Origin of the sequence: Rhizobium ecuadorense, assembly GCF_001187535.1 — a bacterium.
GTDB classification, from domain to species: Bacteria; Pseudomonadota; Alphaproteobacteria; order Rhizobiales; family Rhizobiaceae; genus Rhizobium; species Rhizobium ecuadorense.
The window spans coordinates 1-13,031 of the sequence record NZ_LFIO01001078.1 but is presented as its reverse complement, the minus strand read 5'-3'; the positions used below and the strand labels follow the sequence as shown (position 1 = coordinate 13,031).

The window sequence follows — 13,031 nt, the reverse complement described above, 5'->3', positions numbered from 1 at the left end:
CCCGCCTATGACGCAGAAAATCGTTCCCGTGATCATGGCCGGCGGCAAAGGCACGCGGCTCTGGCCGCTTTCCCGTGCCACCGCCCCGAAACAGTTCATCCAGTTCGTCGGCAACAAGACGCTGTTTCAGGATACACTCGAACGCGTTTCCAACCCGGAGCTCTATGAAGCGCCGATCGTCGTCACCAATGAGGAATTTCGCTTCCTGGTCGCCGAGCAGGCCCGCGCGCTGGCTGTCCCGCTCGCCGCCGTGCTGCTCGAGCCGGTCGCCCGCAACACCGCCGCAGCGGTGGCCGCCGCCGCCACCCTTGCTTCCGAGCTTTTCGGCAAGGACACCATCATCCAGATGCTCGCCTCGGATCACGAGATCCTCGCCGACACGAGCTATTTCGATTGCATCCGCATCGCCCGGAATGCCGCAGCCGATGGCAAGCTCGTCACTTTCGGTATCACGCCCACCGAGCCGGCAACCGGTTACGGCTATATCGAAATCGGCGATGCGCTCGAAAACGGCGCCCACAAGGTCAGCCGTTTTGTGGAAAAGCCGGCATTGGAAAAGGCCGAGAAAATGCTCGCCGACGGCGGCTTCTACTGGAACTCCGGCATCTTCATGTTCCCGGTGGCGGAGCTCATCGCCGAACTGCAGGAATATGCGCCCGATGTGCTGAAGGCGGCGAGCAAGGCCGTTTCCAAGGCAAGCCGCGACCTCGACTTTACCCGCCTCGACGCCGATCATTTCGCCAAGAGCCCCGATATCTCCATCGACTACGCGATCATGGAAAAGACCTCCAAGGCCGCCGTCGTCCCCTCGCCGTTCAAATGGTCGGATATGGGAAGCTGGGATGCCGTCTGGAAATCAGGCAGCCGCGACGACAACGGCAATGTCGCCGCCGCAAACACGACCGTCGTCAATACCCGCAACTCGCTGGTCATGACCCATGGCGTGCATCTTGCCGTCCAGGGCATGGAGGATGTCGCCGTCATCGCCAGTGAGGACGCCGTCTATGTCGGACCGCTCAAAGACAGCCAGAATGTCGGGCAATTGGTCAAGATGCTGGCCTCTTCTTCGGCGACGGCGAAATTCACCGAAACCCACCCCACCTCCTATCGGCCCTGGGGCGGCTATACCTCGATCTTCAACGGCGATCGTTTCCAGGTGAAGCGCATCTTCGTGACCCCGGGTAAGAAGCTTTCGCTGCAGAAACACCACCATCGCTCCGAACACTGGGTCGTCGTCAAGGGAACGGCCGAGGTGACGGTCGGCGAGACCGTGCGAATGCTGCGCGAGAACGAAAGCGTCTATATTCCGCTCGGCGAAGTCCATCGTCTCGCCAATCCCGGCAAGATCGTCCTCGAGCTCATCGAGGTGCAGACGGGCTCCTATCTCGGCGAGGACGACATCATCCGCATCGTCGATGAGTTCGGAAGAACGTAACGTCGCCGCCGGACTGGCCGGCCCCGAACAATAGGCCGCCTTTTCCGGCGCGACCGCTATCGCTGTTGAACTCGCTATCGGAATTCTCGTAGAATGGATGTACCGAAAGACATGACCGGAGATCCCTTGATGCGTATCTTGCCCGCCCTCGCCGGATTTCTTGCGATCATGGCACCGGGAATGGCGTTTGCCGAAACCGGAAAGATGCGAACCGCAAGCGAGGCAGAAATCCGCGAGCATCTGCCGGGCACGTCGGAACTGAAAGAAAGCAGCAACGGTTACGAATATCGCCAGGGCAACAGGAATGGCTACAAGATAACCAATGGCCAGGTGTGCGTCCGGTTTCCCAACAAGTCGACCGACTGCGTCAGCGTGAAGACCGACGGCGAGAAATTTCAGATGATCGACAAGAAAGGCGGCAGGACGAGATTTTGACTTTGCCCGGCAGCTTACTTTGCCGGTGCAGTTTCACCGTCCCTGTCGAGAACGAATTCGGCGATCAGACCGGAATGGTTCGAGCCAAGATTGTCATCGAGACGCCTCAGCGATGTCAGATGAAGCGGCGCGCGCGCAAATATATGGTCGATGGCGATCCCCAATGAGCCGGCACCGATCGGCCATGTCGCCGGTTCGGGCGCGATCGTCTTCAGTCCCTGCTTACGCAGGAAAGCCTGGATGCTCGGGGCGATCGACGAAGAGTTGAAATCACCTGACAGCACCAGAGGGCCGTCGATCGAACCAAGCGCTTTGGCGAGATCTTCCAGTTCAGCCATCTGGAAATCGTCGAAGTACGGTTTGGTCAGATGCGCCGAAACCAGATTGATGGTTTCGCCGCCGAAGTCGACGCTCGATATAACCAGCCTGTTTTTTCGCAGACTGCCCATGCTTGCGACCTGCCGGTTGACGAACGGGCGTTTGGACAGCACCAGCGTATCGCAGGTATCCTTCCCGGTGTCGCAACCGATATGATAGGGATAGGCCTTGAACAATTGCTGCAGATGGAAGGTCAGCGGCTTGGCTTCAAGCAAATTGACGACATCGGCATTCGACGCGATCACCATGTCGGTGATGGCAGTCGAGTTTTTCCAGTTGTCGATCGCCATGTTGAACGACATCAGGCGAAAAAGCGCCGGTCTGTCCGTGCCTCTGTCGTCCTCGGAAAACTCCCGCAGCATAACGACGCCGTGAGCGACGAGAACAAGCGAGACAAACAGAAGAACGAAGCCGTAGATCTGTCGCCTGACAGCCAGAATGATCAGGCTGGCAGCAACAAAGAGGACGCCGAAGTGAACCTGGAAGCTGTAGAGAAAGGACAAAAGCCAGAAGTTCGTGACATAGCGCAAGGACACGATCGCGATGGCGACGGTCAGAAACGCGCAGAGAATCCAATAAATTATCTCTCTCATCGATCCTGACCTGCTTGCAGACGACCCGCCGGCCATAACATGCAGGCTGATATGTTGCAACGCAGCATAATAGCCGATGGCCGCGGCTGGCTTTCGGACGATATCGACGGCCCGCCCTCATCCGGCCGGGCAAGGCGCAAATATGCCGGCGACCGCCGCCATGGCGGCGGCCGCCTTCTCTTTCAAAGATCTATCGACTCGGCCTCTTCTTATCTTGTAAGGGGGGTCACGCGATACGGAATCGGCTTTTGCCGTGGGCAGCGAGCCGAAAGAAGGTTGGAATGCGCTACTTCATTACCGGGACTGCCGGCTTTATCGGTTTTCATCTGGCCAGGCGCCTGCTGCAGGAAGGGCACGAGGTCACCGGCTTCGACGGCCTCACTCCCTATTACAACGTCAAGCTCAAGGAGATGCGCCATGCGGCACTCTCCCAATTCCCAGCCTTCAAACCGGTCATCGCTATGCTCGAGGATCGCGAAGCGTTGGAGACAGCTGTGGTCGCGGCCAAGCCCGACATCCTGATCCACCTCGCCGCCCAGGCCGGTGTGCGTTACAGCCTGGAAAATCCCGAGGCCTATCTTCGATCGAACGTCGAAGGCTCGTGGAACATCATGGAAATCGCGCGGCGCGTCGAAATCCGTCACCTGATGCTGGCCTCGACGTCCTCGATCTACGGCGCCAATGCGACCGTTCCCTTTCACGAGACCGATCGCGCCGACGAGCCGCTGACCATCTATGCCGCGACGAAGAAATCGATGGAACTGATGGCGCATAGTTATGCCCATCTGCACAAGATCCCGACCACGGCCTTTCGCTTCTTCACCGTTTATGGCCCGTGGGGCCGGCCCGACATGGCGCTGTTCAAATTCACCAAGAACATGCTCGAAGACCAGCCGATCGAAATCTACGGCGAAGGCAATATGAGCCGTGACTTCACCTATATCGACGATCTCGTTGAGGGGATCGTCAGGCTGTCGGCAATCGCCCCTGGCGAGGACAACCGTCTGGGCAATGCGGCCATCGAAACGCTTTCGCGCCAGGCGCCCTTTCGGGTCGTCAATATTGGCGGCGGCCAGCCGGTCAGCCTGATGGATTTCGTCGAAACGGTGGAAAAGGCGCTCGGCCGTCCTGCCATCCGCAAGATGCTGGCGATGCAGAAGGGTGACGTGCCGCGCACCTTCGCGGCGCCCGATCTGCTCGTAGCGCTGACGGGTTACAAGCCGGACACGAGTTTGGATGTCGGCGTCAAAGCCTTCGTCGACTGGTATCTCGATGTCCGTGGCGAACTCGGCGCCTAGCTTACCTCGAGTGCCGACCCAAATTGCCTCCTGTGACCAGGAATATCAGCGCAGAAACGTCACCGCTTCAACCGCGTCGACCGCCTTCCAAAACACATAGTCGACGACAACGGTCAGTTTCGGCGAATAGGCCTTGAGCTGATAACCCTCGCCCTCGATTTGAGCAGGGCTGCGAAGGACGAAAGGAACGCCGGGGCGCACGAAACCGGCGCGTGTCGTCAACGGAATCTCGGGCGAATGGCCGATGGCGGAGGTATACATCAGGTCGCGGCCAAGGCTGGCGGGACCGATGGCGAGCGCCGGCCCGGCAGCGCCGGTGATGGTCAGAGTGAGAGCGATGGCGGCAAGAATTTTGTGCATGTCGAAGTCCCCGTTTGCGGATCGGCGGGCTTTGCTTCGCCCGTCTCCAAACGATCGACGCGTCTGTCCACGCTTCGATCGCTTTCATGAGACCACTCTACACAGCAGTATTTGCAGGGCTTTTAAGCCGATCGGTCAAATTTTAAGGAATTCGGCTTTCTCTCCCGCTCGTCGCGGGACACACGGGAAAACGCTTCCCCGGCTCCGAACTCGCCGAGGCGAGATCGGCGCGATGCTGACGACCGCAATCTAAAGAACGCGATCCAGCTTCTTGTTGATATGCAGGTTCGGCATCAATCCCGCACTTTGCGCGGCATGATAGGATTCACGCGCCGCATCGAACGAGATCGACCACATGATGGCGCTCAACAGCAGCGCGATAATATAAATTTGGATACGCATCGCATCGACAATACGGAAAGAGCAAGGCCGTTTTGTGTCGAAAAATGAGCGCAAAAATAGAAAAAATCGGCGGATTTTTTTGGCCGGCGCGATTGCCCGCCTGGTGAAAAGCTCCACAGTTCGGGCCGCTTCTCAGCAAAATATATCAATCGATTGACTTATTTTGCGATCAGCGTTATAAAACTCTCATGAACCAGGAAAGCGACACTCAAACCCCGCCAGCATCCGCCCGGGCCGAGGCCGCGCGGCAGAAGATGTTGGCCGCCGCCCTCGACGTCTTCGGACGCTACGGCTTTGACGGCGCCTCGACACGTCAGCTGACCGAAGCAGCCGGCGTCAACCTGCAGGCGATCCCCTATTATTTCGGCAGCAAGGAAGGCCTTTACATCGCCACCGCCGAATATCTGATGGCCCGCATCGATACGCATGTCGGCGACATGCGGGCGCGTATCGGCACGCATCTCATGGCGCTCGACGCTGCCGGCGAAACACTCGGCGAAAGCGAAGCCCGTCTCTTCCTCACGGAAATTCTCCAGACCATGGTGACGCTTTTCGTCGGCAAGGAATCCGAATCCTGGGCGCGCTTCCTGGTCCGCGAGCAGATGGAGCCGACCGAAGCCTTCGCAAGGGTTTATCAGGGCATCATGCGGCCGATGATCGAGATGGGCCGGCGGCTGATCGGCGCCATCTTGCGTGAAGATCCCGCCTCCGAACATGTGCGCCTGCGCACCTTCAACCTTATCGGCAGCATCCTCGTCTTTCGCGTCACCCACGCGGCCGTGCTTGCCCAGATGGAATGGGAGGCCGTCGGCCCGGAACAGGTGGAAATCTTACGCGGCCTTGCCGCCGAACTGGTCGATGTGCTCGGCCCGTCGAAGGGAGGTGCAGCATGAAACGCATCCTTCCCATCGCTCTCCTTCTCGTCGTCGCGGGCGCCGCCTGGTGGTACGGCCTGCCCGAAAAGCTCGGCTGGCTGCCCGAGGCCCGCCGCGAATTCGCCCTCTACGGCAATGTCGATATCCGCCAGGTCTCGCTCGGTTTCCGCGTCAGCGGCCGCCTCTCCGAACTCCGCGTCGACGAAGGCGACGTGATCAAAAGCGGAATGGTGCTGGCGAAGCTCGACGCCGCACCCTATGAATTCGCCGTTCGCTCCGGCGAGGCTAACGCCGCCGCCCTTCGGGCAACCCTCGACAAGCTGAAGGCAGGCCCTCGCCCGACTGAGATCGCCCAGGCGCGCGCCGCTTATGACGAAAGCCTCGCCGATCTCGGAAATGCCAACCTCGCCTATGACCGCGCCCGCCAGCTGCGCCCGCAAGGCACTATTTCCGAAGCGACGCTCGACCAGGCGACCGCCGCAAAGGCGATGGCCGCCGCCCGCTCGCAGTCCGCCAACGAGGCGCTGAAGCTGCTGCAGGAAGGTTCCCGCGTCGAGGATATCGCCGCAGCCGACGCCCAGCTGAAGGCGGCTGAGGCGACGCTCGCCTCGGCCCGCACCTCGCTCGCCGACACGGAGCTGCGCGCTCCGAACGACGGTATCATCCTCTCGCGGGTGCGGGAGAACGGCGCGATCGTCTCGCCGGCCGATACCGTCTTCGTGCTGTCGCTGACCGAACCCGTCTGGGTGCGCAGCTATGTTGCCGAACCCGATCTCGGCCGCATCCATCCCGGCATGAAGGTTTCCGTCACCTCCGATACGGCGCCCGACAAACCCTATGACGGCACGATCGGCTTCATCTCGCCGGTCGCCGAATTCACCCCGAAATCGGTGGAGACGCCGGAGCTCCGGACCGATCTCGTCTATCGCCTGAGGATCGTCATCGACAAGCCCGGCCCGGATCTGCGCCAGGGCATGCCGGTCACCGTGCGTCTTCCGGCGCCCGCGGCAGACGGACGATGACCGCCGCCCCTCAGAAAGATTGGGACGACAAGCCGCTCGTCCGGATCGACGGCGTCACCAAGCGCTTCGGCGATGCGCCTCCCGCCCTCGACGCCGTCTCCGGCGTCATCGGCGGCGGTGCGATCACCGGCCTAGTCGGCCCTGACGGCGCAGGCAAGACGACGCTGATCCGGCTGATGACCGGCCTGATGCTGCCCGACACGGGGACAGTAGAGGTTCTCGGCTTCGACACCAGCAAGAACGCCGCCGGCATCCAGGCGGCGATCGGCTACATGCCGCAGCGCTTCGGTCTCTATGAGGACCTCTCGGTGCAGGAAAACCTCGATCTCTACGCCGATCTGCGCGGCCTGCCGAAAAGCGAACGCGCCAGCGCCTTCGACGAACTGCTGACCTTCACCGACCTCAAACGCTTCACCGGCCGGCTCGCCGGGAAACTCTCCGGCGGCATGAAGCAGAAGCTCGGCCTTGCCTGCGCGCTTCTCAAAAAACCACGCCTGCTGCTGCTCGACGAGCCCGGCGTCGGCGTCGATCCGATCTCGCGCCGCGACCTCTGGAAAATGGTAGAGAACCTGACGAAGGAAGGCATCGGCGTGCTCTGGTCGACCGCCTATCTCGACGAGGCGGAAGCCTGCGACCACGTGCTGCTGCTGAACCAGGGAAAACTGCTCTTCTCGGGAAAACCCGCTGAGCTGACCGAGCGCGTCAACGACCGGGTCTTCAGGGTGTCCGATGTCAGCGGGCGCCGCCGGCAGGTGCTTGCCGAGCTCCTGCAGGCCGATGGCGTCATCGACGGCGTGATCCAGGGCGAAGCGATCCGCCTGGTGGCGGCCAAGGACAAAAAACCCGATATCGGCAAGGCCGGCGACGGGGCAACGCTCGCCCCCGCCCCGCCCCGCTTCGAGGATGCCTTTGTCGACATGCTGGGCGGCGGCCCCGGCGGCCGCTCCAGGCTTGCCGAAGCGCAAGATCCGCTGAAGGCCGAGGGCGACCGGCCGGTGATCGAGGCCAAGGGCCTGACCAAGCGCTTCGGCGATTTCACTGCCGCCGAGGATATCAGCTTCGATATCCGCCGCGGCGAGATCTTCGGCCTGCTCGGCCCGAACGGTGCCGGCAAGTCCACCACCTTCAAGATGCTCTGCGGCCTGCTGAAGCCGACCGGCGGCGAAGGCCGCGTCGCCGGTTTCGATCTTCGCCGAGATGCCGCTGAAGCCCGCAACCAGCTCGGCTACATGGCGCAGAAATTCTCGCTTTACGGTGATCTCACCGTCATGCAGAACCTCGAATTCTTCGCCGGCGTCTACGGTCTTCGCGGGCAGCGCAAGCGCGAGCGCATCGCGCTGATGGCCGGCATTTTCGATTTCGGCCGCCACGCCCGCGAGCCCGCCAAGGACCTGCCGCTTGGCCTGAAGCAGCGCCTGGCGCTTGCCTGCGCCGTCATGCATGAGCCGCGCGCCCTCTTCCTGGACGAACCGACCTCGGGTGTCGATCCGATCACAAGGCGCGAGTTCTGGACGCATATCAACGCGCTTGTCGAAAAAGGCGTCACCGTGCTCGTCACCACCCATTTCATGGACGAGGCGGAATATTGCGACCGCATCTCGCTGATCTATCGCGGCCGTTCGATCGCGCTTGGCTCGCCCGATGAGTTAAAGGCCCGCGTCGCGACCAACGAGCAGCCGGATCCGACGATGGAGGACGCCTTCATCGCCCTGGTGCAGCAATCGGAAGCGGAGGACGCCGCATGAGCGCCTCTTCCGGCCGGCTGCGGCGTCTTTTTGCTCTCGTGCGCAAGGAAAGTTTTCAGGCGATCCGCGATCCGAGCAGCATCCTCATCGCCTTCGTGCTGCCGCTGATCCTACTCTTTCTCTTCGGTTACGGCGTCTCACTCGATACCACCCGCACCCGCATCGGCCTCGTGACCGAGGAGCTGACGCCGCTGACACAGGACCTGTCGGCCAGCTTCCAGGCCTCGCGCTATTTCGATGTCGCGATGGGCCGCGACCGGCGCCTGTTCGAGGAAGATCTCGTGCTCGGCAATGTGCGCGGCATCGTCATCATCCCGGCCGATTTCACCACACGCTACACCGCAGACAACCATCCCGCCATTCAGGTGATCGTCGACGGTTCCGACCCGAACACCGCCAATTTCGTCCAGAATTATGCCCAGGGCGCCGTCGCCAACTGGGAGCAGCAGCGCCAGGCCGACGTGGCCTCCCACGCTCCCGCCATCGCGGTCGAGCAGCGCTTCTGGTTCAATCCGGAGCTGACCAGCCGCAATTTTCTCGTGCCCGGCTCGATCGCCATCGTCATGACGCTGGTCGGCACGCTGTTGACCTCGCTCGTCGTCGCCCGCGAATGGGAGCGCGGCACTATGGAGGCGATGATGGCGACGCCGGTGACGGCGGTCGAACTGCTCACCGGCAAGATCCTGCCCTATTTCCTGCTCGGCCTCACCTCGATGACGCTCTGCGTGCTGCTGGCGGTCTTTCTTTTCGGCGTGCCGTTCCGCGGCTCGGTCGCCGCCCTTTACGCGCTTTCGGCCGCCTTCCTGATCCCGGCGCTCGGTCAGGGCCTGCTGATCTCGACGGCAACGAAGAACCAGTTCCTCGCCTCGCAGCTGGCGCTAATATCGGCCTTCCTGCCGGCCTTCCTGCTCTCGGGCTTCCTGTTCGAGATCAATTCCATGCCTGCTGTCATCCAGTGGATCACCTTCATCGTGCCGGCGCGGTACCTCATCCCCAGCCTGCAGACAGTCTTCCTTGCCGGCGATATCTGGCCGATGTTCGGAAAGGCAATCGCCGTGATGCTGGCGATCGGCGCCGTCATGTTCGTGCTTGCGGCCCGCAGCACCCGGAAGAGGATCGGCTGAGATGTGGACAAGGCTCTACGCCCTCATCGTCAAGGAACTGCTCGCCGTGCTGCGCGACCCCAAGGGCCGCGCCATCCTGATCGGCCCGCCGATCGTCCAGCTTCTCGTCTTTTCCTATGCCGCGACATTGGAAGTCCGCAATGTCGACGTCATGATCCTCAACCGCGACAGCGGTCACTGGGGCCAGGAGCTGATCGAGCGCATCGACGGGTCGCCGACCTTCCGCAACATCGAATTCGCCGCCGATCAGAGCGAAGTCCGGGTGGCGATCGACAACCAGACCGTGATCGCCGCCGTCGAGATCGGTCCGGATTTTTCGCGCAACATCGAGGCGGGAACACCTGTTGATCTCCAGGTGGTGCTCGACGGCCGCCGCTCCAACGCCTCGCAGATCGTCGCCGGCTACCTCTCGCAGATCGGCGGTGCCCTTGCCGCCGAAACACCGGCGGGCAAACGCGCCGGCGCCGGCATCGTCTCATCCGTGCCGCGCAACTGGTTCAACCCGAACCTCACCTACCAATGGTTCATGGTGCCGAACCTGATCGCCAGCATCGCACTTTTGATCGGCCTGATCGTCACGGCTCTGTCGATCGCCCGCGAGCGCGAGCTCGGCACCTTCGACCAGCTGATGGTCTCACCGCTGCGCCTGCACGAAATCCTGATCGGCAAGCTGATCCCGCCGATGATGATCGGCCTCTTCCACATCACCGTCTATATCCTCGCCGCCGTCTTTCTGTTCGAGGTGCCGCTGCGCGGCTCGCTCTTCCTGCTTTACGGCAGCGCGATCTTCTATCTCGGTTCGGTCGCCGGCCTCGGCCTCTTCATTTCGGCGCTGTCGATGACGCAGCAGCAGGCGATCCTCGGCGCCTTCCTGTTCATGGTCCCGGCCATGCTGCTTTCGGGCTTTGCGACGCCGATCGAGAACATGCCGGGCTGGCTCCAGCCGATAACCTTCATCAACCCGCTGCGTTATTTCCTGGTGATCGTCAAAGGCGTTTTCCTCAAGGATATCCCCGTGAGCGAGGTGGTCCACCAGACGATCCCGCTGGCGTTGATCGCCGCCGTCACACTCAGCGCCGCCGCCTGGCTCTTCCGCCGGCGACTGGAATAATCCAACCGCGGCGGATGGCTTCGCCCCCCTCACAGAATGTGAACCGGCCTTCCAAAGCGTGACTCTCTCCTGCCGGAACCTCGGATTGGCGTGGTCGTTACCCAAACGCAACCCCAGCAAAGGAGAAGCAAAATGTACAAGATTCTACTTGTCTCCAGCGCCCTTGCGCTGTCGTCACTTGCAACCAATGCCCTCGCTGATGGCGCCGTGACTGGCGCAGCCGGCGGCGCGATCACCGGCGCCATCGTCGGTGGCCCCGTGGGTGCCGCCATTGGCGGCGTGGCCGGCGGTGTCGCCGGCGCCGTTGTCGATCCGCCGCCGCGCGAGGTCGTCACCTATGTCCAGCAGCAGCCGGCCCCGACCGCCTCGGTGGTCGTCCAGGAGCCGATCGTCGTCGGCAAGCCGCTTCCGGCCGATGTTGTCGTCACACCGGTGCCCGATAATCCGAAATACGCCTATACGGTCATCAACAATCAACATGTGATCGTCGAACCCCGCACCCATCGCGTGGTGCAGGTCATCGAATAAGAACACTCATATCGCCGGTGCCGCCTGCTGCGGCTCGGCAACCTCCGGCCCCGCTTCGGCGGGGTCTTTTTTCCCGTGTTTACGAAGACTATGCTTGTCACTGGTTCATGCCCTGTAAGCGACGAGCACGGCGCCTCCCGCAATCAGAACGACGCCGAGCCAGTTCGGAAGCGTCAAGCGCTCGCCGAGAAACAGCACCGCAAAGACAGCCACGAAGACGACGGATAGCTTGTCGATCGGGGCGACACGGGCAGCATCGCCAAGCTTCAGAGCACGGAAATAACAAATCCAGGATGCGCCGGTGGCAAGGCCGGAGAACACCAGGAAGAGCCAGCTCCTGCTCGACACGGAAGACGGCTCCTGCCAGCTTCCCGATATGGAGACCATCATCGCCGCCGCCAGCAGGATGACAATGGTGCGGATGAAGGTCGCGAAGTCGGAGTTGACGTTCTCGACGCCGACCTTGGCGAAAATCGCCGTGACCGCTGCAAAGCCAGCGGAAAGAAGCGCCCAAAGCGGCCAGCTTGTCAGAAGGCTTTTCATACGGCTTGTCCTTGCCCCGTTACATCATCCCACGGCAGATCAGACCTTCAGTTCGCGCCGCTCGCGCTCGGTCACAATGGCGAGGTCCAGCACCTTCTGCAGGTTGGCGGCGTGGCGGAAGTTAGGGTCTGGCTGGACGCCGCTTGCCACGGCCTCCGCAAAACGCTCGTAATTGGTCGCCACCGGTTCAACCTCGATCTGCGTCCAGGTGGCGGTTTCGACACCCTCGCCGAGGCAGCCATGCAACTCGGAACCGCTGGGACGATGGATGACCTCGAGGCTGCCCCTCTCGCCATAGATGCGCAGCTTCAACTCGTTGAGATGCCCTGTCGCCCAGCGGCTGGCATGGATGACGCCGAGTGCGCCATTGGCGAAATCGACGGACATGGTGAAGCTGTCATTGGCATCGAGCAGATATTCGCCGATCTGTCCGCCCGGCGCCTTGTTGAAGGTCTTCAGCCGGGCAAAGACATGGTCGATGTCGGTCGCCGCGCCATAGGCAGCAAAATCGAGGATATGGATGCCGACGTCGCCGAGCACGCCGTTCGAGCCATGGCCGGTGGAAAGCCGCCACAGCCAGGTCGATTCCGTTCGCCAATCGCCCCAGGCACGCGACACCAGCCAGCTCTGAAGATAGGAGGCTTCCACATGCCTGATCGTGCCAAGCTCGCCAGCGAGCACCATCTCGCGGGCGCGCTGCAACGGCGCGACATTGCGATAGGTCAGGTTTACCATGTTGATGACGCCGGCCTTTTCGGCCGCCTCCGTCATCTCCAGCGCCTTCGCATAGTTCTCCGCCAGCGGCTTTTCGCAGAACACATGTTTGCCCGCGGCAATCAGCGCCATGGTCGTCGGGTGATGAATGCGGTCGGGCGTGACGTTCGTCGCCGCGTCGAATTCACCCCAGGCGATCGCCTCCTCCAGCGAAAGAAACCGCTTTTCGATGTTGAACTTGTCGGCGAAGGCCGAAAGCCGCTCGGGATCGGTGTCGACGGCGCCGACCACCGTCACGCCGTCGATGAGGGAAAAGCGGGCGAGCTGGTTTTTCGCCATCACGCCCGTGCCAAGAACGAGTAGTCGCATGGATGTTCCTCAGCGGTAACCGGCTTCGCCGGCCTGGTGCAGTTTCGGGCCGCGTTCGACGATCGGCTCCAGGGCCTTTTCTACCGGCACATTTGGGGC

General features: G+C 61.9%; 14 protein-coding genes and 1 pseudogene. 9 read left to right on the top strand and 6 right to left on the bottom strand.

What is annotated here, in order from left to right; all coding sequences use genetic code 11:
- Window positions 1-7 precede the first annotated feature (7 nt).
- Together AF337_RS21595 and AF337_RS21590 are read left to right on the top strand one after the other, a co-directional pair.
- Window positions 8-1,435, top strand: coding sequence for a mannose-1-phosphate guanylyltransferase/mannose-6-phosphate isomerase (locus tag AF337_RS21595; RefSeq protein ID WP_049733734.1), 1,428 nt, complete (start codon window positions 8-10; stop codon window positions 1,433-1,435).
- A 129-nt stretch (window positions 1,436-1,564) separates the two neighbouring features.
- Window positions 1,565-1,870, top strand: coding sequence for a hypothetical protein (locus AF337_RS21590; protein ID WP_049733733.1), 306 nt, complete (start codon window positions 1,565-1,567; stop codon window positions 1,868-1,870).
- A gap of 14 nt (window positions 1,871-1,884) precedes the next feature.
- On the opposite strand, the gene AF337_RS21585 is transcribed toward AF337_RS21590, so the two are convergent.
- A complete protein-coding gene (locus AF337_RS21585) occupies window positions 1,885-2,841 on the bottom strand; it encodes an endonuclease/exonuclease/phosphatase family protein (RefSeq protein WP_049733732.1) in 957 nt (318 codons plus the stop codon).
- Window positions 2,842-3,122: 281 nt separating this feature from the next.
- Here AF337_RS21585 and AF337_RS21580 point away from each other — a divergent pair, with 281 nt between their 5' ends.
- Window positions 3,123-4,139, top strand: coding sequence for an NAD-dependent epimerase (locus AF337_RS21580; protein ID WP_049733731.1), 1,017 nt, complete (start codon window positions 3,123-3,125; stop codon window positions 4,137-4,139).
- 45 nt (window positions 4,140-4,184) lie between these two features.
- Here AF337_RS21580 and AF337_RS21575 read toward each other — a convergent pair whose 3' ends face one another.
- Window positions 4,185-4,499 (bottom strand): hypothetical protein, encoded by a 315-nt coding sequence (locus tag AF337_RS21575; RefSeq protein ID WP_049733730.1) that lies wholly within the window; start codon window positions 4,497-4,499, stop codon window positions 4,185-4,187.
- 249 nt (window positions 4,500-4,748) lie between these two features.
- Window positions 4,749-5,018, bottom strand: a complete 270-nt coding sequence (locus AF337_RS21570; RefSeq protein ID WP_049733729.1) for a hypothetical protein — start codon at window positions 5,016-5,018, stop codon at window positions 4,749-4,751.
- A 71-nt stretch (window positions 5,019-5,089) separates the two neighbouring features.
- On the opposite strand from AF337_RS21570, the gene AF337_RS21565 reads away from it, so the two are divergent.
- The 6 genes from AF337_RS21565 (at window position 5,090) to AF337_RS21540 (ending at window position 11,306) form a co-directional block, all read left to right on the top strand.
- Window positions 5,090-5,794, top strand: coding sequence for a CerR family C-terminal domain-containing protein (locus tag AF337_RS21565; RefSeq protein WP_049733728.1), 705 nt, complete (start codon window positions 5,090-5,092; stop codon window positions 5,792-5,794).
- On the top strand, window positions 5,791-6,798 hold the full coding sequence (gene hlyD, locus AF337_RS21560; protein WP_049733727.1) for a secretion protein HlyD: 1,008 nt from the start codon (window positions 5,791-5,793) through the stop codon (window positions 6,796-6,798). The genes AF337_RS21565 and hlyD overlap by 4 nt, the downstream gene beginning before the upstream one ends.
- A complete protein-coding gene (locus AF337_RS21555; RefSeq protein WP_049733726.1) occupies window positions 6,795-8,543 on the top strand; it encodes an ATP-binding cassette domain-containing protein in 1,749 nt (582 codons plus the stop codon). The genes hlyD and AF337_RS21555 overlap by 4 nt, the downstream gene beginning before the upstream one ends.
- Complete coding sequence (locus AF337_RS21550; RefSeq protein WP_049733725.1) at window positions 8,540-9,667, top strand: ABC transporter permease; 1,128 nt, start codon at window positions 8,540-8,542, stop codon at window positions 9,665-9,667. The genes AF337_RS21555 and AF337_RS21550 overlap by 4 nt, the downstream gene beginning before the upstream one ends.
- A gap of 1 nt (window position 9,668) precedes the next feature.
- Window positions 9,669-10,778: an ABC transporter permease gene (locus AF337_RS21545; protein ID WP_049733724.1), complete on the top strand. Its 1,110-nt coding sequence runs from the start codon at window positions 9,669-9,671 to the stop codon at window positions 10,776-10,778.
- Window positions 10,779-10,910: 132 nt separating this feature from the next.
- The gene (locus AF337_RS21540) at window positions 10,911-11,306 is read left to right on the top strand and encodes a DUF1236 domain-containing protein (protein WP_003542187.1); all 396 of its coding nucleotides are present in this window, start codon (window positions 10,911-10,913) and stop codon (window positions 11,304-11,306) included.
- A gap of 105 nt (window positions 11,307-11,411) precedes the next feature.
- Here AF337_RS21540 and AF337_RS21535 read toward each other — a convergent pair whose 3' ends face one another.
- The 3 genes and pseudogenes from AF337_RS21535 to AF337_RS42475 all read right to left on the bottom strand — a co-directional run.
- A complete protein-coding gene (locus tag AF337_RS21535; protein ID WP_049733723.1) occupies window positions 11,412-11,849 on the bottom strand; it encodes an EamA family transporter in 438 nt (145 codons plus the stop codon).
- A 39-nt stretch (window positions 11,850-11,888) separates the two neighbouring features.
- Window positions 11,889-12,932 (bottom strand): Gfo/Idh/MocA family protein, encoded by a 1,044-nt coding sequence (locus AF337_RS21530; protein ID WP_049733722.1) that lies wholly within the window; start codon window positions 12,930-12,932, stop codon window positions 11,889-11,891.
- 9 nt (window positions 12,933-12,941) lie between these two features.
- Window positions 12,942-13,031: pseudogene (locus AF337_RS42475) on the bottom strand (ThuA domain-containing protein); the annotation flags it as partial.